Source organism: Rhizobium sp. 10N414, from assembly GCF_056394785.1.
On the sequence record NZ_JBFTIN010000001.1, the window covers coordinates 112,888 to 132,239 of the forward strand.

Annotated in this window: 23 protein-coding genes; 13 read left to right on the forward strand and 10 right to left on the reverse strand. The window is 62.0% G+C overall.

The genetic code is table 11. The features are described 5' to 3' along the window. Positions 1 to 21 precede the first annotated feature (21 nt). Positions 22 to 585 (forward strand): dihydrofolate reductase family protein, encoded by a 564-nt coding sequence (locus tag AC1DE4_RS00580; protein ID WP_477879435.1) that lies wholly within the window; start codon positions 22 to 24, stop codon positions 583 to 585. A gap of 43 nt (positions 586 to 628) precedes the next feature. Here the strand turns inward: AC1DE4_RS00580 and AC1DE4_RS00585 are convergent, their stop codons facing one another. After that, a complete protein-coding gene (locus AC1DE4_RS00585; protein WP_025660366.1) occupies positions 629 to 1,696 on the reverse strand; it encodes a cyclic nucleotide-gated ion channel in 1,068 nt (355 codons plus the stop codon). 340 nt (positions 1,697 to 2,036) lie between these two features. Here AC1DE4_RS00585 and AC1DE4_RS00590 point away from each other — a divergent pair, with 340 nt between their 5' ends. Continuing rightward, positions 2,037 to 2,618, forward strand: a complete 582-nt coding sequence (locus tag AC1DE4_RS00590) for a transglycosylase SLT domain-containing protein (RefSeq protein WP_477879437.1) — start codon at positions 2,037 to 2,039, stop codon at positions 2,616 to 2,618. 141 nt (positions 2,619 to 2,759) lie between these two features. Further along, positions 2,760 to 2,990: a hypothetical protein gene (locus tag AC1DE4_RS00595; RefSeq protein WP_025660367.1), complete on the forward strand. Its 231-nt coding sequence runs from the start codon at positions 2,760 to 2,762 to the stop codon at positions 2,988 to 2,990. Between the two features lie 38 nt (positions 2,991 to 3,028). Here AC1DE4_RS00595 and pdeM read toward each other — a convergent pair whose 3' ends face one another. The 4 genes from pdeM to AC1DE4_RS00615 form a co-directional block, all read right to left on the reverse strand. Next, positions 3,029 to 3,754 carry a ligase-associated DNA damage response endonuclease PdeM gene (pdeM, locus tag AC1DE4_RS00600; protein WP_018858596.1) on the reverse strand — a complete coding sequence of 242 codons (726 nt, stop codon included), beginning with the start codon at positions 3,752 to 3,754 and terminating at the stop codon, positions 3,029 to 3,031. 106 nt (positions 3,755 to 3,860) lie between these two features. Beyond that, positions 3,861 to 6,371 carry a ligase-associated DNA damage response DEXH box helicase gene (locus AC1DE4_RS00605; RefSeq protein ID WP_477879439.1) on the reverse strand — a complete coding sequence of 837 codons (2,511 nt, stop codon included), beginning with the start codon at positions 6,369 to 6,371 and terminating at the stop codon, positions 3,861 to 3,863. Positions 6,372 to 6,422: 51 nt separating this feature from the next. Next, positions 6,423 to 7,676, reverse strand: coding sequence for an NAD(P)/FAD-dependent oxidoreductase (locus tag AC1DE4_RS00610; protein ID WP_018858598.1), 1,254 nt, complete (start codon positions 7,674 to 7,676; stop codon positions 6,423 to 6,425). A 63-nt stretch (positions 7,677 to 7,739) separates the two neighbouring features. After that, the gene (locus AC1DE4_RS00615; RefSeq protein ID WP_018858599.1) at positions 7,740 to 8,495 is read right to left on the reverse strand and encodes an ABC transporter substrate-binding protein; all 756 of its coding nucleotides are present in this window, start codon (positions 8,493 to 8,495) and stop codon (positions 7,740 to 7,742) included. 174 nt (positions 8,496 to 8,669) lie between these two features. On the opposite strand from AC1DE4_RS00615, the gene AC1DE4_RS00620 reads away from it, so the two are divergent. Beyond that, entirely contained in the window at positions 8,670 to 9,170 is a 501-nt protein-coding gene (locus tag AC1DE4_RS00620) for an RrF2 family transcriptional regulator (protein WP_018858600.1), read from the forward strand. A 29-nt stretch (positions 9,171 to 9,199) separates the two neighbouring features. After that, positions 9,200 to 9,661, forward strand: coding sequence for a carboxymuconolactone decarboxylase family protein (locus tag AC1DE4_RS00625; RefSeq protein WP_018858601.1), 462 nt, complete (start codon positions 9,200 to 9,202; stop codon positions 9,659 to 9,661). On the opposite strand, the gene AC1DE4_RS00630 is transcribed toward AC1DE4_RS00625, so the two are convergent. After that, complete coding sequence (locus tag AC1DE4_RS00630) at positions 9,658 to 10,293, reverse strand: YitT family protein (RefSeq protein ID WP_477879442.1); 636 nt, start codon at positions 10,291 to 10,293, stop codon at positions 9,658 to 9,660. The two genes, AC1DE4_RS00625 and AC1DE4_RS00630, sit on opposite strands and share 4 nt — an antisense overlap. Before the next feature lie 211 nt (positions 10,294 to 10,504). Continuing rightward, a complete protein-coding gene (locus AC1DE4_RS00635; RefSeq protein WP_477879444.1) occupies positions 10,505 to 11,437 on the reverse strand; it encodes a class I SAM-dependent methyltransferase in 933 nt (310 codons plus the stop codon). 146 nt (positions 11,438 to 11,583) lie between these two features. Between AC1DE4_RS00635 and AC1DE4_RS00640 the strand changes: the two genes are divergently transcribed. Genes AC1DE4_RS00640 through AC1DE4_RS00650 form a run of 3 tightly spaced genes read left to right on the forward strand, consistent with a single transcriptional unit; the run spans position 11,584 to position 13,727 of the window. Then, on the forward strand, positions 11,584 to 11,850 hold the full coding sequence (locus tag AC1DE4_RS00640; RefSeq protein ID WP_018858604.1) for a DUF6460 domain-containing protein: 267 nt from the start codon (positions 11,584 to 11,586) through the stop codon (positions 11,848 to 11,850). Position 11,851: 1 nt separating this feature from the next. Beyond that, positions 11,852 to 12,349: a CAP domain-containing protein gene (locus tag AC1DE4_RS00645; protein ID WP_026371973.1), complete on the forward strand. Its 498-nt coding sequence runs from the start codon at positions 11,852 to 11,854 to the stop codon at positions 12,347 to 12,349. Between the two features lie 31 nt (positions 12,350 to 12,380). Then, positions 12,381 to 13,727, forward strand: coding sequence for an MATE family efflux transporter (locus tag AC1DE4_RS00650; RefSeq protein WP_025660372.1), 1,347 nt, complete (start codon positions 12,381 to 12,383; stop codon positions 13,725 to 13,727). Here AC1DE4_RS00650 and AC1DE4_RS00655 read toward each other — a convergent pair. Both AC1DE4_RS00655 and AC1DE4_RS00660 read right to left on the reverse strand, forming a co-directional pair. Beyond that, complete coding sequence (locus AC1DE4_RS00655) at positions 13,703 to 14,791, reverse strand: quinone-dependent dihydroorotate dehydrogenase (RefSeq protein ID WP_192240371.1); 1,089 nt, start codon at positions 14,789 to 14,791, stop codon at positions 13,703 to 13,705. The genes AC1DE4_RS00650 and AC1DE4_RS00655 overlap by 25 nt on opposite strands. Then, positions 14,788 to 15,141 (reverse strand): DUF952 domain-containing protein, encoded by a 354-nt coding sequence (locus tag AC1DE4_RS00660; RefSeq protein WP_192240370.1) that lies wholly within the window; start codon positions 15,139 to 15,141, stop codon positions 14,788 to 14,790. The genes AC1DE4_RS00655 and AC1DE4_RS00660 overlap by 4 nt, the downstream gene beginning before the upstream one ends. Before the next feature lie 108 nt (positions 15,142 to 15,249). On the opposite strand from AC1DE4_RS00660, the gene AC1DE4_RS00665 reads away from it, so the two are divergent. From AC1DE4_RS00665 to AC1DE4_RS00685, 5 genes are all read left to right on the forward strand, one after another. Then, entirely contained in the window at positions 15,250 to 15,648 is a 399-nt protein-coding gene (locus AC1DE4_RS00665) for a hypothetical protein (protein ID WP_018858609.1), read from the forward strand. A gap of 89 nt (positions 15,649 to 15,737) precedes the next feature. After that, a complete protein-coding gene (locus AC1DE4_RS00670; RefSeq protein WP_192240369.1) occupies positions 15,738 to 16,385 on the forward strand; it encodes a response regulator in 648 nt (215 codons plus the stop codon). Positions 16,386 to 16,487: 102 nt separating this feature from the next. Then, entirely contained in the window at positions 16,488 to 17,153 is a 666-nt protein-coding gene (locus AC1DE4_RS00675; RefSeq protein ID WP_477879447.1) for a S24 family peptidase, read from the forward strand. An 11-nt stretch (positions 17,154 to 17,164) separates the two neighbouring features. Next, complete coding sequence (locus AC1DE4_RS00680; RefSeq protein ID WP_477879449.1) at positions 17,165 to 17,902, forward strand: thermonuclease family protein; 738 nt, start codon at positions 17,165 to 17,167, stop codon at positions 17,900 to 17,902. A 53-nt stretch (positions 17,903 to 17,955) separates the two neighbouring features. Further along, a complete protein-coding gene (locus tag AC1DE4_RS00685) occupies positions 17,956 to 18,369 on the forward strand; it encodes a tellurite resistance TerB family protein (protein WP_018858613.1) in 414 nt (137 codons plus the stop codon). Positions 18,370 to 18,381: 12 nt separating this feature from the next. Here the strand turns inward: AC1DE4_RS00685 and AC1DE4_RS00690 are convergent, their stop codons facing one another. Next, on the reverse strand, positions 18,382 to 19,257 hold the full coding sequence (locus tag AC1DE4_RS00690; protein WP_025660379.1) for a transporter substrate-binding domain-containing protein: 876 nt from the start codon (positions 19,255 to 19,257) through the stop codon (positions 18,382 to 18,384). Between the last annotated feature and the right edge of the window lie 95 nt (positions 19,258 to 19,352).

Consider the following 19,352-nt stretch of genomic DNA (forward strand, 5'->3'; position numbering starts at 1 on the left):
AGTTTCGAGGAGGACGAAGGGATGAGAAAGCTTATCGTTTGGAATCTGATGACGCTTGACGGCTATTTCGAAGGGACGAAGCCGTGGGATATCGATTTTCACACTCTTGTCTGGGGTCCCGAACTGCAACAGTACTCCGAGCGTCTTGGCGAAGAGGGCGACCTGCTCGTCTTCGGCCGCAAGACATATGAGGGCATGGCCGCCTATTGGCCGACCGCCACGGACGAGGAAGGCGAGAAGATCAAGACCTATATGAACGGCATTGCCAAGATAGCCGTATCGAGGTCGATGCCGACGGCCGACTGGAACAATACCCGCGTCGTGAGTGAACCCGTCTCGGAACTCAAGAAGCTGAAGGCCGAAACCGGCAAGTCGATCTTCATTTTCGGCAGCGCCGAACTGGCGGATTCGCTCCTGAAGGAAGGCCTGGTGGATGAGATCCGCATATGCCTTGTGCCTGTCATCCTCGGCGGCGGCAACCCACATTTCAAACCGGGAGACTGGCAGCTTCCGCTGAGGCTACTGGACAGCACGACGACGAAGAACGGCGCAGTGATCCTTCGCTACGAGCCGGTCCAGGCATGAGCGTCAATGGCTGCGGCCCTGCCGCAGCCACAGCGGGATTGGATCAAGCCTTCGGCAGCCCGCCCCGTCGCTCAAGCGCAGTCTTGCGGATGGTCTCTGCGATCTCGGGGCTGCTGCTCGACAGCATCTGGAACTCCACCGCATAGAGCGACAGCAGCGACACCTCAGTTGCGGCACTGACAGTTGCTGATCGCGGCTCGCCCGTGATCAGCGCCATCTCGCCGAAAAAGCTTCCGCTGCCAAGTTCCACCGGATGATCGGGGGTTGCCACGCTGACCCGCCCCTCGACGATGAAGAACATCTGATCGCCAATATCACCCTTGCGACAGATCACGCTACCGGCAGGGACGACGCGCGGTCGCAGCGCCCGCACGATCTCGACGAGTGCGGCAGCGCCGAGCTTCTGGAATAGAGGTACGGCGGCGACCAGTTGCCAGTTGCGAACAAAGTCCTGACGGCGAACCTCTTCGTAGAAACCGGTGGCGAGGATACCGGCCCAAAGCGCAAAAATGCCGATACCGCTCATCATCACCAGGCCAGCCAGTATCCGCCCTCCGAGGCTCTGCGGGATCTCGTCGCCGTAGCCGGTCGTCGACAACGTTACGACGGCCCACCACATCGCCTGCGGGATGCTGCCGAACTTGTCTGGCTGGACGTCGCGCTCGATGACATAACCGGCCAGCGCGGCACCAAAGAGAACGATGCCGAAGACCGACGTGACGCCAAGCAGATTGCGCGATTCGTTCGCAACCACCTTTGCCATCAGCCTGAAGAAGCTCGAGTCCCGCAGCGGCTTGAGAAGCCAAATGGCGCAATACAGGCTCCGATCGCGGGATCCAACGAACAGGAATGCAACGACCGGAACCAGAACGGCAAGCAAATCGATCACAAGGGCCGTCACCCCGCTCGACGGGCGTTGTCGACGTGAGAGCAACGTCCCAACCAATTGGAGCACATAGACCACCCAAATTGCCGCAAGCAGCAACTCAAAGGCCAATTGCTCTTCCGCGGCGAGATTGGGCGTCGTCAGCGCAGCAACGATCAGGAGACCAATTGCGGCGAACAGCGCGTTGATCGGCGTCGAAATCTTCGAGAAAGGCACTGCCGACATCAGACACTCCCAACCGCGCCCGGCATTCTTCGACAATAAATGCCTTTGGGCCACGCGCAAAGTACACTTGAACCAACGCTCGTGCGGCCTCCCAGGGCCAGGCAGTTTGGCAAGGGAAGCGGGCCTGACGGCCAAACTGTTCTTCGAGCGGCGAGGTTTCGTCGCTTTAACGCAGCAAAGCGTCGAAAAGCGCAGGCGGGCGCTGACAAAATTCCGGATTGGAAAAGCTGCTCTCCTAAGCGGCACTGCCGCCATTTGCAGGTGCCAACTCGCATTCCGCTAAAAACCGCTCGTTAATATTTACGAGTTAGTAATCTCTCGGAAACGAGAGGTTCTTGTAATGCGTATCCGTGCCCTCCCCGCTCTCGTGCTTCTGGCACTTGTTGCCGGCTGTGCGACCGCTCCCAAACAGACCCGAAACATCTGCGCGGTCTTCGAGCAGCGCGACGGGATGTTCACGAGCTGGCAGCGCGCGGCGGAAAAGACGGAGCGCAAGTATGGCGTTCCGGTTCCGATCCTGATGGCGACCATGTATACCGAGTCCGGCTTCCAGCCCTATGCGCGACCACCGCGCACCAAGCTGTTCGGCTTCATTCCGTGGACGAGACCTTCGACGGCTTACGGCTATTCGCAAGCGCTCGACGGCACCTGGGATCACTACCAATCCGCCACCGGCAGCTGGGCCGCGCGCCGCACCAACTTCGCCGATGCGATCGACTTCATCGGCTGGTACCACGCGCAAAACAGCCAGGTGACCGGCATTCCCCTGAACGATGCCTACAACCTCTATCTCGCCTACTATTCCGGCCCGAAGGGTTACGTGCGCGGCGACTGGCGCTCGAATGCACAGCTGCAGAAGACGGCGCAGCGGTTCAACAACATGGCAGTGGCCTATCAACGGCAATTGCAGGAGTGCAATTAAGGCCTTCACTGGGAACGTCCAATAGAAACACTATACAACACGAACCAAACAAAATTGGGTCGATCTTCGTACATCTACAGTATTGTTTGACAATACATTCGGGACCATGGGATTCTTTCCGAAATAGAATCAGGAGAATAGATGGCCGAGCGCTACTTATACGATTACAACTCGCACCGGGCGGTCATGTATGAGGTTGGCGACTATCTGTATGCGCTTTCTGGCAACAAAGCGGAACACTGGATCTCCGGCGACTACATCTTCAACACGAAGACACAGGCGATTGCCTTCTGGATTCTGGGAAACGATGTGTACGGCCATCTCGGCCGTGGTGAGCTCACTCGCCAGCCGCTCTACTATTTCGGCGACTAGCGCGACGGCGGTTTGCACGCCTGTCGCCTATCGCGCGCTTAACCCACCAGGTTGCCAAACCTGACTGAGTAGATCCGGTCACGCCCAAGGAGGTGGGCGATGAGCGCAGTGTGATCGAACAGGCCCTTCATCGCCTTGTGGCGAAGGTCGAGGCCGCCGGTCAAGACGCCGAAGGCCGGCATCAGTAGGCGGGCGCCGTCGGTGGCAAAGCACGGCCGGCGGACGGATTTTTCGCGGCGGCGGACGGTTGCGGCCGGATGCAGGTGCCCGGCGATCTCGCCCTGCTGCAGCCCGCCTCTCGGCTCGTGGCGGAAGGTCAGACCGCCGTAATGCATCTCATCGACGGAAGCACCCGGCAGATCGACAGTGCCGTCAGGATCATGATTGCCGTTGATCCAGATCCATTCGCGGCCGCGCGCCATTTCCGCAATCAGGCTGCGGAACGACTCGGGCAGATGCGCCGAGCCGACGCGGTCGTGGAAATTGTCGCCGAGCGAGACCACCAGCTTCGGGTCGTAGCGGGTGATGACGGCCGAAAGCACAGTCAGCGTCGCCAGCGTATCGTAGGGCGGCAGCATCATGCCGCGACGGGCGAAGGCCGCACCCTTTTCGAGATGCAGGTCGGACACGACGAGAATGCCGGCATCGGGCATGTAGAGCGCGCCGAGCGGATCGCAGACGGCGGCAACGCCGTGGACCGAAGTCTCGACGCCCGGTCGCGCGGCCAGTCCGTTCAGTTCACGCGCAAGCGCCAGGCGGTTCATCACTCGGGTCAGTCCTTGGTCTCGGAAGCTCCTTTTCGGGTCGCTCCCTATCTCCGTATCGGGCATTCCGGATGGTAAGCCGGCGCAAACCTATCCGGGACTTATTCTAAGCCAGCGCCTCGGCGATCAGGTCGTCGGCGGCTTCCGCCAGCACGGCATCATGCGCCTCGCCATGCACTGGCTCCTTGCCGATCTCCAGCATGACGGGGACCGCCAGCGGCGAGATGTGGTCGAGCGCGCGATGCGTGATATGGCCCTTGATTCGCCTCAGCATATCGCCAAGCCGGGAAATATCCAAAAGCCCGCTTGCCGCATCCTGCCGCGTCGCCTGCAGCAGAATGTGATCCGGCTCGTGGGTTCTCAGCACATCATAGATCAGATCGGCCGAGACCGTGACCTGGCGCCCGGTCTTTTCCTTGCCCGGGTGACGGCGCTCGATCAAACCTGCAACCACGGCACAATTGCGGAAGGTTCGCTTCAAAAGGAAAGATTCGTCGAGCCAGCTTTCGAGATCGTCGCCCAGCATGTCCTCGTCGAAGAGATCGGCAAGGCTGAGCCGGCCGTTGCGGATCATCAGCCCCATGTCCTCGAAGCCCCAGATGCCGAGCGAATAATCCGTCGCGACGAAGCCGAGAGGCTTGGCGCCGGCTCGCTCGAGGCGCCGGGTCAGCAGCATGCCGAGCGTCTGGTGCGCCAGTCGTCCCTCGAAGGGGTAGATCACCATGTAGCAGCGGCTTCCGCGCGGAAAGGTCTCGATCAAGAGCTCGTCGCGCTTCGGCAGCATCGACTTTTCCTGCTGGATCGCCAGCCAGTCGCGCACCTGGTCCGGCAGGCGGCGCCAGCGGTCGGGATCTGCTATCATCGAGCGCACCTGGTCCGCCAGATAGGTGGAAAGAGGAAACTTGCCGCCGGCATAGGATGGGATCTTCGGATCCATCGAGAAGGCCTGCGAGGCAACCGCCTCGTTCTCGCGGATGCCCTCGAAACGTAGCACCTTGCCGGCGAAGATGAAGGTGTCGCCGGGCGAAAGCTGCTCGAGGAAGTATTCCTCGACCTTGCCCAGCGTCGCACCGCCGCGGCCGATCCTGCCGCCTTCGCCGCGCTTGACCATGCGCAGGTTGAGCATCGGGCTTTCAACGATGGTGCCGAGGTTCAGCCGGTATTGCTGGGCGACCTGGGGATTTGAGACGCGCCAGCGTCCTTCATTGGTCTTGCGGATCCGGGCATAGCGCTCATAGGTGCGCAGCGCATAGCCGCCCGTCGCGACGAAATCAACGACGCGCTCGAAGGTCTCCCACGAGAGATCGGCGTATGGCGAGGCGCTCAATATCTCGTCGAAGAGTTCCAGCATATCGAAAGGTTCGGCGCAGGCCATGCCGAGCACATGCTGCGCCAGAGCATCAAGCGCGCCCTTCCCGACCGGCGGCGTGTCCTGCGCGCCGATATAGTTCGCGTCGAGTGCTGCCTGGCATTCCATCACCTCGAAGCGGTTGGCGGGCACGAGGATCGCCTTCGACGGCTCGTCCATGCGGTGGTTGGCGCGGCCGATGCGCTGGGCCAGCCGCGAGGCTCCCTTTGGCGCGCCGACATGGACGACAAGATCGACATCGCCCCAGTCGATGCCGAGGTCGAGCGTCGAGGTGGCGACAACCGCCCGCAGCCGGTTTGCCGCCATCGCGGCCTCCACCTTGCGGCGCTGGCCGACATCGAGCGAGCCGTGATGCAGCGCGATCGGCAGGTTTTCCTCGTTCACCGTCCAGAGTTCCTGGAACAGCATCTCGGCCTGCGACCTGGTATTGACGAAGAGCAGCGTCGTGCGGTGGTCGAGGAGCTGCTTGTAGACGTCGGGGATCGCGTATTTCGCCGAATGGCCCGACCAGGGAATGTGCTCCTCGGTCGACAGGATCGAAATGTCGGGCTTGGCGCCGCCTTCGACGATGACCAATCCGGCGTGGTGATCCTCGCCTTCCCGCTGCGCCACTAGCCATTTCTGCAGGTCCATCGGGTCGGAGACGGTAGCCGAAAGGCCGATCGTCTGCAGGGCGGGTGCCAGCCGGCGCAGGCGGGCAAGGCCGAGCGAAAGCATGTGGCCCCGCTTCGAGGTGACGAGCGAATGCAGTTCGTCGAAAACGACGTATTTGAGGTCCTTGAAAAAGCGCTCTGCCTCGCGGCTGGCGAGCAGCAAGGCCACTTGCTCGGGGGTGGTCAGCAGAATGTCGGGCGGGCTCAATCTCTGGCGCTGGCGCTTGGCAACGGGCGTGTCGCCGGTGCGGTTTTCGACCGTCACCGGCAGGACCATTTCCTCCACTGGCTTCATCAGGTTTCTCTCGATGTCGACGGCAAGCGCCTTCAGTGGCGAGATGTAAAGCGTGTGGATACCGGTGAAGGCGGAGCCCGGGAGGATCTTGCCGCGACGCGTCAGGTCAGTCAGCGATGGCAGAAAGCCGGCGAGCGTCTTGCCGGCGCCGGTTGGCGCGATCAGCAGCGTGCTGTCACCAGCCTCGGCGCGGGCCAGCAATTCCAGCTGATGGGCGCGTGGACGCCATCCCTTGTCCGCGAACCAGCGGGTGAAAGGCTGAGGCAGGACAACGCGGGCTTCGGAATCGATCTGGTCCACGGCCCTAAAGGTAGTGCAGCGGCTGCAGAAATAGAATGGCAGACCTTGTAACTACAGGAAGCGATGCGGGTGGAAGGGCTTCGGATCGGCAAACGTGTCGTTGCCGGCCATCTGCTCGGCCAGCAGCCGGCCACTTGCCGGGCCGAGCGTCAGGCCGTGATGGGCGTGGCCGAAATTGAACCAAACGCCGCGATGGCGCGGCGCCGGTCCGATCACCGGGCGCATGTCGGGCAGGCAGGGACGCAGGCCGAGCCAGGGCGTGGCCTCCACTGGCTCACCGAGCGGGAAGAGCGCGCGGGCCTGAGCCTCGTCGCGGCGGAGCTGGATGGTATTCGGCGGCGCATCGGGCGCAGCAAATTCGATGCCCGTCGTCAACCGGATACCGCGCGCCATCGGCGCCAGCACGTAGCCGGCTTCCTCGTCGACGACGGAGTGGCCGAGCGGCTGGCCTTCGCGCTGCGCATAATGCCGGTGGTAGCCGCGCTTGACCGCCAGCGGCAAGGAATAGCCGAGCTTGCGGAAGATCAGGCCGGATTGCGGGCCGAGGGCAACGACGACCTCGCCGGCTTCGATGATCTCGCCTTCGGCTGTCGTGATCGACCAGCCGTTCTTCTCCTCGCGAAGAGCGGAGGCGTCAGCTCGGACGACCGTGCCGCCGGCTGCCGTGAAGAGGTTGGCATAGGCTGCCGTCAGCGCCTGTGGATCGGTTACGGTCTTCGGGTCGAGCCAGTGGACGGCGCCGGCGATGCTTCCACCGCGCGCGGCGAAGGCAGGCTCCATCGCCAGAAACTCGCTGGCATCGAGAATACGGATCGCCAGACCATGGGCGGACAGGCCCTCGGCTTCCGCACGGGCAGCCTCGAAACGGCGCGGGTTCTTGTAGAACGACATCCAGCCGCGCTCGCGGATGAGGTCGGAGGCGCCGGCGCGGCCAATCAGCTTGTCGTGTTCGGTGACACTGGCTTCGATCAATGGCAGCAGCGCCCGTGTCGCCTTTTCCAGATTGGTCGGCGAGGAATGCCACCAGTAGCGCGCCAGCCATTTCGCGATGCGCGGCAGGTAGGCCGGATCGTAACGGACATCCGATGAATTGTTCAGCGCATACTTGGCAATCGCGCCGAGCTGTCGTGGGAAGGCGTAGGGAACGACGGAGGAACGCTCGATCAGTCCGGCATTGCCGTAGCTGGTGCCGCCGCCCGGTTCGCCGCGGTCGGCAAGCACGACGGAGCGGCCGCGATCCTGCAAATGAATGGCCGCACTGACGCCGACAATGCCGGCACCGAGGACGAGGATATCTGTTTTCATAGGATGGACTTGATCAGAGGGCGCGGAGGCTTTTGGCCTCCGCGCGATTGGATCGGCAAGCGATCAGTAGATGTCGAAGGGGAAGTACTTCTTGGTGATTTCCTTGTACTTCCCGTTCGCAACGAGCGCGTCGATCGCCTTGTTGAAGCGTTCCTTCAGCTCGGTCTCGCCCTGGCGGATGCCGATGCCGGCCTGCGTTTCCGTACCGGGGACGTCGCCGAGCAACTTGCAGCAATCCTTGCCTGCCTTGTTCAGCCAGTCGACCACCACGAACTTGTCGGAGATCAGGGCGTCCATACGACCGTTCTGCAAGTCGGCGACGGCTTCATCCTGCGTCGGATACATCTTCGCTTCGGCGCCGCCCTTGGCGTAGACGTCGTTCAGGTAGTCGGCCTGCGTGGTCGAAGCCTGGGCGCCAACGGTCTTGCCCTTCATGTCATCGACCGAAACGCCCTTGAGCGGGCTGTCCTTCGGCACGGCAACCGCAAGCGGCGTCGTGTAGTATTTGTTCGTGAAGTCGATCTGCTTCTTGCGTTCCTCGGTGATGCTCATCGACGCGATGATGGCGTCATATTTCTTGGCCAGGAGCCCGGGGATGATGCCATCCCAATCCTGCGCTACGATCGTGCACTTGGCCTTCATCTCGTCGCAGAGCGCATTGGCCATGTCGACGTCGAGGCCCTTCAGGCTGCCGTCGGATTCGACATAGTTGAATGGAGGATAGGCACCTTCCGTTGCGATGCGGATCGTGTCCTCGGCGGATGCGAGGTGCGTCGCCGCAAGCAAGGCAGCGGCCGCCAGGAAAATCGTCTTTCTCATTGCTGTTCCCTTATTGGAATTGTTTTTGCCCAACGGGGCCGACTTTAGCGAATCCGTCCCGCTTCACAACCCCGGACGACCAAAATGCGCACGTCTATCCGATCCTTCGCATATCGCCGCTTGACAGGTGCAATAATCATAGATATTTTTTATCCACGAATTGAGGATGGTCTGATGAAACTGGGTGATGGAGTCGAGCAGGCGATACACAGCGTTTCCATGCTGGCCGGCCTTTCCGAAGGCGGGGTGCTCTCGGCCGCGGCACTCGCAGAGTTCCATGGCGTTTCGACGAGCTATCTTCTGAAGCATCTGCAGGCGCTTTCCGGCGCAGGTATCGTGAGCACGGTTCCGGGGCCGAAGGGCGGATACAAGTTGGCGAAGCCGACAGAGGAGATCAGCCTTCTCGACATCGTCCTTGCTGTCGAAGGGCCGGAGCCGGCTTTCCGCTGCGGTGAGATCCGCCAGCGCGGGCCGAACCAGCTTCCAGGGCGCTATTTCACCAAACCGTGCCAGATCAGCGCAGCGATGCTGAGGGCCGAGCGCGTCTACCGCGCCGAACTCGCCAAGACCAGCATCGCCGACATCCTGGTGCAGCTCGCTGCTGATGACGACGGCGGGATCGCCGCCCGCGGCTGCGCCTTCCTTGAGATCAATGAACGCAGAGCGGCTCGCTGAGCCGCAGAACCCTAAAAGGAGAATGAACCATGCAAGCACGTTTCAACTTCGCCAAGGCCGCGCCGGACGCTTACAAGGCGGTCGCCGCCCTCGAGCAGTATGTTCAGGAATCGGGCCTTGAACGCCGCTTCATCCATCTGATCAAGCTGCGCGCCTCGCAGATCAACGGCTGCGCCTATTGCGTCGACATGCACGTGAAGGAATCCCGGCATGACGGGCTTAGCGAACAGTGGATCAACCTGATGTGCGTCTGGCGGGAATCGCCGATCTATGACGCCAAGGAACGCGCCCTTCTCGGCTGGGTCGATGCCGTGACCCGTATCGCCGAAACCGGCGCACCGGACGCCGATTTCGAAGCCCTGAAGGCCCACTTCACGGAAGAAGAGATCACCAAGATCACGGTCGCGATCGGCACGATCAATGTCTGGAACCGGCTGGCAGTCGGCTTCCGCTCGCAGCACCCGATCGACAAGCCGGCACGGGCTGCCTAAAGCGCGATGTAGCGATCGGCGCGGTGGTTGACGGCCACGAAGAGGTTCAGCACCACCGCGCCTAGAACGGAATAGAAAACCACCGGTGGCGTGGTGACAAGGAAGGCTGCGGCCAGCACACAAAGGTCGATCGCCATCTGCACGAGGCCGGCGCGGATGCCGAAACGCTCCTGCATATAGACCCCCAGGATGCCGACCCCACCGAGGCTGGCGCGGTGGCGATAGAGCGCCAGAAGGCCGAAACCCAGCAGCAGACCGCCGAGAAGGGCCGCCCAGGCCGGATGGATGGCGGAAATGTCCATGACCTTCGGCTGCAGGCTGGTCATGAGCGATGTCAGGCCGATCGCGATAAATGTCTTGACCGTGAAGGCCATGCCGAGCCGCGTCCACGAAAGATAAAAGAACGGCAGGTTGAGCAGGAAGAAGGCGAGACCGAAGTTCACGCCGAAGGCGTAGTGGAGCAGAAACGCGACGCCGGCGGTGCTGCCGGTCAGAAGGCCGGCGCTGGCCAGAACATAAAGCCCGAGCGCCGCAATAAGGCTGCCGGAGAAAATCCCCTGGACGTCTTCGACCGGTGTATGGCGAGTGGCGCTGGTATTCCAGAAACCGAGGGCATTGAAGAGCTGTGCCATTGTCGTTGATCCCCAAACGGCAGACATGTTCATATGCGCCAGGGCGAGACCCCAAGCGTGACGAAATGTAGGTGATGAATGGTCCCGGGTGCCTCGAAATCCTGAAAGAACCCTACTGAATTAGCCAGGATTATCAGGCGTTTTCGCAGTGCAATCAAGCGAAATACGTAAGCAATGCTGACCTATTATTCACTTCGCAAGAATCGTTCCGCTATCCCGCCTTGCGCGTAAGGAACAGGATACCTGAAATGATGTTTGAGCCATCTTTGCGAACGGGCGTCTTGCTGACGGCGATGACCTCGAGACCGTGGCGGGCGCAGAGCGCGCGTATATAGCTTTCGGAATGGGCGTAGCGCAGCGACGGCGCGAGATGAAAGCCATCGCCCTCACCCGCGTCCTCGACCGAAAATGCGAAATCGGCGCCCGGCAAGACAAGCGCTGAAACCGCCTCGAACACACTCTCGAGATTGCCGAGATACATCAACACATCCGCGGCAGTGACGAGGTCGGCACGATGCGTCGCTCCCTCGACAAAGAGGCCCGTCGCTTCCGGAGCCAGCGACAGATCGGCTTGCGCCAAGTGATCGTAGATATGCTTCTCGGCAGCCTTGGCGAGCATGTTCTGCGACAGATCGAACCCCTCGAGGCGCGCAACGCGATCACGGATCTCCGGTCCGAGCAAGCCGGTGCCGCAGCCGAGGTCCACGGCCAACGCATAGTTCCTGCCGGTCGTCGCGACGAGCGCCGCAAGCTTGGCGGGAACGCTGTAATCGAGCTTCTCCACCAGCGACGTCTCGAAGCGATCGGCATAGTCGTCGAACAATCGCTCGACATACCTGCTCGGCGGCTGGTCCGGCGTCTCGACGTCGCCAAGCAAAGCGAGCTTGAGCTCGGCTCCGAAAATATCGTCCGGACTGACCTCCAAAGTGCGCCGGTAGGCGTCGATCGCGCCTGACTTATCGCCGGCCTTTTCGCGGTAGCCGGCAAGCCGATACCAGCCGGCCGCCCAGCCCGGCACGAGTTCCAACGCCTGCTCCATCAATTCGGCGGCTGCGTCCGGTTCGCCGCTTTCGTCGAGCATCTTGGCGTAGTCGGCGCGGCGATCGGCGATCACGTCGCCTGAAGTGAGCTGGTTGGGCTGCATGGTGAAGACCTATTGGGATCGGCCCGCATTTGGCTGCGGTCACAAAAAAACTCAAGTCCTATTTCAGAGGCGGAGACGCCAGACCTGAAAAAGGCTTGCGAGCGGCGTTCCGCGCCCGTATTTCAGGGACAAACAGGAGATGGCGCATGTCCGATCAGGTGAACAAGTTTCTCGGCGATTCCCTCGGCCGCACATTGGTCAAGCTTTTGGTCGTATCGCTGATCGTCGGCTTCATCATGGCCGTGTTCGGCTGGGCGCCGCTGGATTTCGTCTACGGCTTCCGCAATTTCGTTCTGGAAGTCTGGCATCGCGGCTTTGCCGCTTTGGGACGCGTCGGCGATTATCTGTTGCTTGGTGCGACCGTCGTGATCCCGGTCTTCGTCCTCATCCGTCTCTTCAGCTATCGGCGCTAATATGACCTCTCTCATCCTCTCGCGGCGTGGGCTACTACACATATCCGGCCTCGTGCTGGTCGCCGGTGTTGCAAGCTGCACGACCGCGCCGAAGTTCGCTTCCACGCCTTCTGATGGCGAAGACGAAACGGCGGACGCTCTACCGCTAGTCAATCAGTTGCGCGCCAAGAACGGATTGCCGCCGCTTTCGGCGGATCCTGCTGCCAAGGATGCCGCGATGTTCCAGGCCAAGCGCATGGCATCGGCAGGCAAGATGAAGCACGTGATGGGGATCGGCGACGGCTTCGGCCCGCGCGTCAAGGCAAGCGGCGTACAGATGCCGGCCGCCGAAAACATCGCGGCCGGCCAACAGTCGGTGCCGGCCGTTGTGACCGCCTGGATCAACTCTCCGCACCATCTGGAGAACATGCTCGGTCGTTACAATGGTCTCGGCGTTGCGGTAGCACGCAATTCTGCTTCCAAAAGCGTGCCCTATTGGGCAATGGTGCTTTCCGGCTGAGGCGATTCTGCCTCCTTCCTCAGAGGCAGACATGGATACGCACGGTCACGAGAACAGGCTGGCATTCGACGTGACGCACCGACTGGTGCTGTCGATTGCAATTCCGATGACGCTCGGCTTCATGACGACGCCGCTCCTTGGCCTCGTCGACACCGGCGTCGTCGGCCACATGGGTCAGCCGGATGCGCTGGCAGGGCTTGCGATCGGCGCCATGCTCTTCGACCTTATCCTCGGCAGCTTCAACTTCCTGCGCGCCTCCACGACCGGACTGACGGCGCAGGCCTTCGGACGGCACGACCGGCACGCCCAGCAGGGCGTCTTCTGGCGAGCGCTGATCTCCGCGCTCGGCTGCGGCATAGCGCTTCTCTGTCTTTCGCCACTGCTACTCGCAGCCGGGCTGAAGCTGATGGGACCGGAGAGCGCCGTTGCGGCCGCCACCAGCACCTATTTCTCCATCCGCATCCTTGCCGGACCGGCAGCGCTTGCCAATTACGCGATCCTCGGCTTCGTGCTCGGCCGCGGCCAGGGCACCGTTGGCCTGTTGCTGCAGACGATCATCAACGGCATCAACATCATACTGGCGATCTATCTCGGCCTCTGGCTTGACTGGGGCGTGGCGGGCGTCGCCTGGGGTACGATGGTCGGCGAGACAGCCGGTGCTGTCGTCGGCTTGCTGATTGTCCTTCGCGGCTTCGATCGCGCGCATCGGCCGACACGCACGGAGATCTTCTCCCGGCATCGCCTCGCCGAGCTTTTCGCGCTGAACCGCGACATCCTGATCCGCACCTTCGTGCTGCTCGCCGCTTTCACTCTGATGACGCGGATCGGCACGAGCTTCGGAGCGGTCACGCTGGCCGCCAACGCCGTGCTGATGAACTTCTTCCTGCTCTCCGGATATTATCTCGACGGACTGGCCAACGCGGCAGAGCAGATCACCGGACGGGCGATCGGCGCGCGATACCGGCCGGCCTTCGAGCGTGGCTTGAAGCTGACGGCGCTCTGGTCCTTCGGGCTTGCCGGCCTCATTTCCGTGTTCTTCCTGCTGGCCGGTCCATGGTTGATTTCGGTGCTAACCACCTCGCCGGAGGTGCAGCAGGCGGCCGAAACCTACCTGCCCTGGGCCGCCGTCACCGGACTTACGGGGGCGCTGGCCTTCCTGATGGACGGTGTCTTCATCGGCGCCACCTGGTCGACCGACATGCGCAACCGGATGCTCATGTCGTTTGCCGGCTATCTCATAGCGCTGGCCGTTTTCGTGCCGCTGTTCGGCAATCATGGCCTATGGCTGGCGATGAACGGCTTCCTGCTGTTTCGCGGTGTCTTCCTGGCGATGCTCGTGCGGCCGCGGGCGGATCAGACGTTCCGTCCTGCCCAGTAGTCCGTTCTCGTATCCCTGAGGTCGCGGATGGATCTGACCTGCTCGCGATCGAGCAGCTTCGACAGGCCGCGAACGATCGTGCCCGGGAGGCCCGGCCCCTCATAAACCATGCAGGAATAGAGCTGCACGAGATCGGCACCGGCCTTGATCTTCTCGAGCGCGGTTTCGGCGGACGAGACGCCGCCGACGCCGATGATCGGCAGGCCTGGGCCGACGCGTTTGCGCATTTTGGCGAGAACGGCGGTCGATTTGTCGAACAGCGGCTTGCCGGAAAGCCCGCCGGCCTCCTTCGCCTGACGCTGGTCCCTGAGGCCCTCGCGGGAAAGCGTGGTGTTCGAAACGATCAGGCCGTCCAGGGCATGCGACAGCGCTTCGGCGGCGATATCGTCCAGCCCCTCTTCCGTCAGATCAGGCGCGATCTTCAGGAAGACGGGGATCTTTCTGCCTGCCTTTTCGGCTTCGGCATCGCGGGCGGCAAGCACTGCCGACAAGAGCGCGGCGAGGCTTTCGCGCGCCTGCAAATCGCGCAGGCCCGGCGTGTTCGGTGATGAGATATTGGCGGTGAAATAGCGAGCGACCGAATAGAACCGGCGGATGCCGAGGACATAGTCGACAATGCGGTCCTCGCTGTCCTTGTTGGCGCCGATGTTGACGCCGATCATGCCGTTGCCGCGAATGACCGACAGGCGTGCGAAGGCGGCATCGTGGCCTTCGTTGTTGAAGCCGAGGCGATTGATGACGCCTTCATCCTCGACCAGCCGGAAGATGCGTGGGCGCGGGTTGCCGGGCTGCGGCTTCGGCGTCACGGTGCCGATCTCGGTGAAACCGAAGCCGATCTTCAGCAACGCTTCCGGAACCTCGGCGTTCTTGTCGTAGCCGGCCGCCATGCCGATCGGATTGACGAAATCGAGCCCGGCAACGCTCTGCCGCAGGCGCGGATCGGGGGCGATCCGGCAGGCCGGCACGGCGCCTGCCTTCAGTGCGGCAATCGACATGCCATGAGCGGTTTCGGGGTCGAAGAGGAAGAGACCCTTGCGGGCGGCGTGCTTGAAAAGCTCGATCATGGCGCAAGATCCGGAAAGACGTGCTGGCCGGCGACATCGAGCGGCAGCGGCGCCTCCCATAACACGGCCGACATCGGCAATTCCGCATAGAGGTGTGGAAAGAGAGCGCCGCCGCGCGAGGGTTCGAAGACGAGTTCGTCGCCGAACTTGCTGCTATCGACGGCAACGAGCAGAAGCCCCGCCTGGCCGGCGAAGTGAAGCGCCGCCGTCTGCCTGACCTGGGCGGCTGTCGAGAAGTGGATGTAGCCGTCCGTAAGGTCGATCGGCGCGCCACGAAAAACGCCGGCTGCCCTCGCCTCCTGCCAGAGCGTTTCCGTCACGATCTTGTAAAGCGTGGGTGTCAGGGTCATGATAACCTCAGAATGGCTGGTCTTTCCCGGGCTTTGCCGCAAAGCGGCGGCGATGTCCACGCCTCGCCGCGAAAAATGCGGTGGCCACCGAGATTTCCGGAGGAAACCATGAGAAATATCGCAATCGGCCTTTTCGCGCTTCTCCTGCCGCTCGGCGTTCATGCCGCTGAAACCGACGCATTGCGCTTTCAATTGGAGCGTAGCGGCGACCACTTCGTGCGGCTCGACAAGCAGACCGGCGCCATGTCGCTTTGCGAGGAGAAGGACGGCGCGCTCGTCTGCAGGATGGCCGCCGATGAGCGGGCGGCCTATGAGCAGGAACTCGACCGGCTTTCGGCCCGCGTCACGGCGCTAGAGAACAAAAGCATCGTCAACAAGGCGCTTCCCTCCGACGAGGAGATCAACCGTTCGATCGGCATCATGGAGCGCTGGATGCGGAGCTTCATGGGGATAGTCAAGGAATTCCGAAGCGAGGAGGAGCGCAACGCCCTTCCGCAAAAGACATGATTTGATATAGTCACCTCCGAATGGAAGCATGTATCGTGCGGAGGCACGAGACATGTCTCGGCGATCGAGCTCTTGGGAGGGAGCTATCGATGCAGGAACAGACAATCATCATTGCCGACGACCACCCGCTTTTCCGGGATGCGCTGCGCCAGGCAGTGATTGGTATGGAAGGCCATCCCGAGATCGTCGAGGCCGGCGATTTTGCCGCAGCGCGCATGGCGGCTGGAGCACATCCCGAAGCGGACCTGATGCTGCTCGATCTATCGATGCCTGGTGTCAGCGGCTTTTCCGGCCTGATGGCGCTTCGCTCCGAATTCGCCGGGCTGCCGATCGTCATCATTTCCGCGACGGATGACGCCACGACGATCCGTCGCGCGCTCGAACTCGGCGCATCCGGCTTCATCTCCAAATCCTCCGGGATCGACGACATTCGCCGCGGTATCCAGACGGTCCTTGCCGGCGACATCGCGACCCCCGAGACTTATCGGGACGGGCAGGAACAGGATCCTGACGTCGCCGACCTGATCCACCGGCTGCACACGCTGACACCGCAGCAGAGCCGTGTGCTGACGATGCTGGCGGAAGGTCTTCTCAACAAGCAGATCGCCTATGAGCTCGGCGTTTCCGAGGCGACGATCAAGGCGCATGTCTCGGCGATCCTGCTCAAGCTCGATGTCGACAGCCGTACGCAGGCGGTGATCCAGCTCGGCAAGATCAACATGGCCTTGGTCGCCTGAGGCGAGACAGGATTTTATTCCTTTCCTCTCTTTACTCCCGCTGGGCTTGCGGTTAATATTTCGTCGTTGAACGATGGCGCAGGCGCGCAGGAATCAGGCGACATGCTGTCACACGAGCAGATTTGGGGGGCGATCGACAGGCTTGCCGAACGGCATGACCTGACGCCTTCAGGTCTTGCCCGGCGCGCGGGGCTCGATCCAACCTCCTTCAACAAGTCCAAGCGGCTCTCCGCCGATGGGCGGTTGCGCTGGCCGTCGACGGAATCGATCGCCAAGGTGCTGGATGCAACGGGCGCCAGCATGGAGCAGTTCCTGACGTTCATGCGGCCGGCAGGGAGCTTTTCCAGTCTTCCGGAAGGCGACTTCCCGCGGCAGGGCAGCTCGATTCCGCTGCTCGGCTTTGCGCAGGCCGGTGCCGGCGGCTTCTTCGATGATGGCGGCTTTCCGGCTGGGCAAGGCTGGGACGTTGTGGAGTTCCCGGCCGCACCCTCGCAGAAGGCAGGCGTCTATGCGCTCGAAGTCCAGGGCGAGAGCATGATGCCGCTCTACCGCGACGGCGACGTCTTGATCGTCGAGCCTGGCGCGCAGGTGCGACGCAATGATCGCGTCGTCGTCAAGACGCGCGAAGGCGAAGTGATGGCGAAGGTGCTGTTGCGCCAGAGCCCGCGATCGATCGAATTGATGTCGCTCAACCCGGAGCATCCCAACCGAACAATTGAACTTTCCGACGTGGATTGGATCGCCCGCATCATCTGGGCCAGCCAGTAGGAAGATATTCCATGCGTCCTGCGGCAATTCTGACCGCTGTTGCAGGGATCGGAATTGTTGCCGACCTGATTGCGGCCGGCGGACAGCGGCTTGGCTCGGCCATTGATCCGGCGGAAACGGCAGCGCCGATGGAAGCGCAAGTGCCGCCCCCCGCTCCGACGGCTCAACCGACCTCAAATCCCGAAGCCAGCATGAATGCGCGGCGTGTCGACGAGGCCAGCCAGTTCTACCCTGCGGTCATCGACGGCAAGCCACTCGAGCGCATCGCGGCCGTTGTGCCGGAGCAACCGGCAAACCCTGCCAAAGACAGGGGCGTGAACCTTGTTCGCCCGATCGCGGAAAGCGCCGGTGTCCTGGCGTTTGGCGACCGTCGCCTGCAGCTTGCCGGCATCGACCCCACGCCGGCGGACAAGACATGCATCGACAGCGGGGGCCGTGAGTGGCCATGCGGGATGCTGGCAAAGACCAATCTGCGGCTGCTGCTGCGCCTCAGGGCCGTCCGCTGCGATCTCGACATTGCGGAATGGACCGGTACCGTCACGGCCGACTGCAGGATCGGCACGCAGGACATTTCACAGTGGCTCGTCGAAAACGGCTGGGCAGAGGCGGCGAAGGGATCTGCGCTCGCCGAGGCCGGCGAGAAGGCGAAACAGGCGGGCAAAGGCATCCATGGCAACGACCCTCGCAGCCTCGCAGAAACCAGCGGTCCTGAGGATCTGCCTTCCGATCTGCCGCCCGACGGCTTGTAATGTCGCTGGGCAACTCCTAGACTCTGGCCTCACTTCGAAGGGATCATCGAGACATGAACAAGCCGCTTTCCGCCCATGACGCCTTGATCTACGTGATGGTGATGGCATCCGCCGTCGACAGCACGATGAACGATCGCGAGATGGAGCGCATCGGCCAACTGATCGGCTTCCTGCCGGTCTTCCGTGATTTCGACGACGAAAAGCTGATTTCCATCGCGCGCGATTGCGCGGGACTGCTGGCTGGTCCCGAAGGGCTCGACATCGTGCTCGAAACCGTCAAGGACACGCTGCCGTCGCGCCTCTACGACACGGCCTATGCGCTCGCGGTCGAAATTGCTTCCGCCGATCTCTCGGTGAAGGCGGAAGAGCTGCGCCTTCTCAGCCTGCTTCGCGACCGCCTCGGCCTCGATAAGCTCACTTGCGCCGCCATCGAGCGCAGCGCGATCGCGCGCTTTCGCAAGGGCTAGAGCCTTTCAGGTTTAATACAGGCCGTAAGGGAAGTAGCGCAGGTAGATTTCCTGCAGGCGGCCACTGCGCGACAGCGCTGCCAGCGCGTGATCGAGCGCTGCCGTAAGGACATCGTCCTTCTGACGGAGCATGATCGTCATGCCTTCGCCGAGAAACTGCTCGGAGAGATAAGGCCCGTCGAACAGCGCGCAGCATTTCGCCGAGGCCTCCGACGAAACCCAGAAGGAGAGCTGGAGGGAATCCGCGAAGACGGCCTCCAGCTTGCCATCCTTGAGTGCTGCAAGAAGGGCGTCCTTGCTGTCGAAGGGTACGGCCTTCACCTTCGGGAAATAGGCCGCCAGCATGGCTTCGTGCGCCGTCGCCTTGACGACGCCGACCGGATGATCGGCTAGAGCGCTGGCATTCTCGCCCTTGATGGAAGCCTTTAAGTTTCGAACGAAGCGGGCGGGCAGCATGAGATAGGGGCGCGAAAAGGCGAACTGTCGCCGCAGCTCCTCGCTGACGGCGACACCGGCAATCACGGCATCGCCCTGCGAGGCCGCGAGCGCGGCATTCAGGTCAGCGAACGGCAGCGCCTGGATCTGGCATTTGCTGGCAATCTCCAGCTCGTTACAGATCTCGCGGGCGAGATCGACGTTGAAACCGGAAAGCTTGCCATTCTGATCGGTAAAATTGAACGGTGGAAAGTCGATCGTCGTCAGGAAACGAAGGCGGACGAGCGACGAAAGATCCGGTTTGGCAAGGCGCTCCCTGGAATCGAAAAGCAGCGGCAAGCCTGGCATCGCCTCCTGCGCCGACAACGAGAGCGGGCAGAAAAACACAATCAAAGACAGCCAAAAGCTGCATAGCCCCTTAAGATTCAGGGATGCCAGTTTAAATTGCATCATTATGATCGGCCTCGGGGAAAGCATGCACTGCCATTCTGGAAACGGTGTATCAGAGTCATGCGTGTCGGGGAATATGCGTCGGGCGGGATCGAAGA